The sequence below is a fragment of the Hoylesella timonensis S9-PR14 genome (assembly GCF_000762405.1).
GTDB lineage: Bacteria > Bacteroidota > Bacteroidia > Bacteroidales > Bacteroidaceae > Prevotella > Prevotella timonensis_A.
Window position 1 is genome coordinate 1 of record NZ_JRPQ01000265.1, and the last position, 2,532, is coordinate 2,532.

The 2,532-nt window shown below is 45.3% G+C and carries 2 protein-coding genes; both read left to right on the plus strand.

Features of this window, described 5'->3' with window-relative positions; all coding sequences use genetic code 11:
- Positions 1-1,364: 1,364 nt before the first annotated feature.
- Positions 1,365-2,162: a M23 family metallopeptidase gene (locus HMPREF9304_RS12505; RefSeq protein ID WP_445236348.1), complete on the plus strand. Its 798-nt coding sequence runs from the start codon at positions 1,365-1,367 to the stop codon at positions 2,160-2,162.
- Positions 2,163-2,173: 11 nt separating this feature from the next.
- Positions 2,174-2,446, plus strand: a complete 273-nt coding sequence (locus HMPREF9304_RS12510; protein WP_197061676.1) for a hypothetical protein — start codon at positions 2,174-2,176, stop codon at positions 2,444-2,446.
- The last annotated feature ends 86 nt before the right edge of the window (positions 2,447-2,532 follow it).

Genomic DNA, 2,532 nt, shown 5'->3' on the forward strand with positions numbered 1-2,532 from the left:
GAAAAGGTAGGTGTCAAATTAGCAGCGAAATCCGCTGAAAGTGCAGAGAAAACAGTCGGCAAAGCATTGGCNAATTCTGTCATGAAGGAAGGGCGTTATGCCAGCAAGGCCAGCTATACCAAATGGATAGAATCCATGGGGGGAAAGGTCACTAAGGTAGAGTCCGGCTTCAAAAATTGGGAGAAAAGTCTGTCTAANTCCAAGTCAGGTTTTAAGACTGCCGAGCATTTGGGAGCCAAGGCCGCCCCAAAGGCAGGGCGTGTCATCATTGACGGAACCAAGGCCTCTGGCCATGGCATTGCTCATTCCGCAAAAGCGGCTGAACAAGTTGCAGAAGAAACAGCCAAAAGAGCAGCTCTTATCAATAAGGAATCGCTCAAGACAGTAGCCAAGACAGGCTGGAGAGAGGGCGGTAAAGTCATCAATAAGACTGCAGGTTGGGCTGGTCAGTACGCCAGATACTCTGCTAATCATCCTATTGCAAGTCTTATTCTATCTTCAGTTGCCTATCGTCAGGTAACTGGACGAACGCTGTTGCCAGACGTAATGAAATCCATAGGTGGCGATGATGCCGCACAAAAAGGTCTCGTTGGTGTTCTCGGTGAAACGACATTAGGAAAGAAAGTAGACGATCAAGGCAATGAAGTCAGCATGGTCGCCAATCTCACGGATGTTCTTTTCGGCAATGGTACTTATGGTAAATTAAATTCTGGCATNGGTTCTGCTGCAGGTGAAGCAGCAGGGCTGTATCAAGGCATAAAAGGTGGCGTTGCTTCCGTCTTTGGAGAAGGGGCTGACCTCTATGAGACAGGCAAGGAGCAGATTGGGCATTATTTCTCGGGTAACGGAATGGTTTCCAACAATAACGGGGGGTATTATGATCCTACAACTCCTCAATATCCGTCAACAAGNCAAATGATGGGACAAGGTATGACACCAGCATTACAACAACAGCAAGGAGGCGTTGCTGGCACAATGATGAACGGTGTGCATTCTGTTGCCAGTGAACTTACGGGNGGAAATGTATCAAAGATGAATTTAGCGTCCCTCGCACTNTCGTCCTACATGATGTTTGGTCCNTTTGGTTGGCTTGGTAAAATGGCCAGTATGATGTTGGGCGGTATGACTCTGCGCAACATTAATCATCGTCAATCGGAAGGTCAGCCAATGCAGCAGCTACCAAGGTATGCTGTCGCTCCAGACTTGATGGCGGAACAACATCGGGGACAAGTTGATTTGCCTGTATCGGAAGAACCAGTGGTACGTCGCTCCCGTGGAATATGACATATTAAATCTAACAAGTATAGTATATGGATGCAAAAGATTATAAGGACATGCTCTTGGAGTCGGCAAGNGGCTTCATGATGCCTTTTNCCTTGGGNGAGAAAGAAGAACTGAAGGTTATCCTTCCTTATGGAGAGCAAACCCATCCCAAGACGGGAGAAAGATTTCAGCACCAAGGTGTTGATTATGCCGTCAAGGACAAACCGTTATATGCCATTGCAAGCGGTATGATTATTGGAGCTGGACATGATTCCGTTCACGAGAACTATATTGTNTCNAGGTACGGNAAATACGAAGTTACNTATGGAAACGTTTCCGAAGCCTACACTCCTTACGGNACNGANGTAAAGGCNGGNCAGGAAATNGCCCGTGCTGGTGATTTTCTACACATGGAAGTGCGGTTTAACGGAAAAGTNCTTGATCCTGAAAATTTCATTGCCATGATTTGGGCAAACATACAGCAGCTGGCTGCCATGGGTATCACCCGCCAGCCTACTACCGAGGCTTTGGGTGACAGGAAAATTTCCACCAAGTATGACGATAGNCAGAATGAGATCATGACNCTNATGCTCCGCTGGCTTCCTACCTACATGAATGAGCTTCGAACGAAAACCTATATNCCTCCTAAAAAGATGGAAGCGTCATTGAGGAATATNCTTTCAAAAGCAGCAGATAAAAATTATTTTTATGAAANAATGCCCAATTTAGGTAATCCCTTAGGNCTGTCCGAGCGCAGTGCTCCATTGATAGAGAAAATTCAGGAAATCCTAATCGAGGATTTTCTTGGATTTCTGGCAGTCCGTCAAGGAATATATCCCCAATCTTGGGATGAATCTCAAAAAAAAAACTTTCTGAAGAAGCTGCCGAAAACGGCTTGANACTCGATCCTTTGGAAAATCTTGAAATTGATATTCACAGTTATGACATCAGTCGAGAAGCATCCGTCTATTTCGACACAACAGGGACACGCTGTTGGACAAAAGCGTGGTTNAATGGCAGGGAAAGAGGAGAGAGAGCAATAGAGATCACTCGTCAGTTAGCTGTGAAATTCATCAATGATGAAATTTTATTGGATGATTGGCTCGCACGTTTCTATCCAAAGCAGATGAACGTTTGTCACAAAGCCATCGAGCAGGCACGTAAACAGTTATTGGGTATCTAAAACTNCATTGTATGGCAAATAAAAATCAACATTTCGGAGAGCTGGAGTATTGCTTCAATCAATACTTCAGTAAATATTGCGCTCCC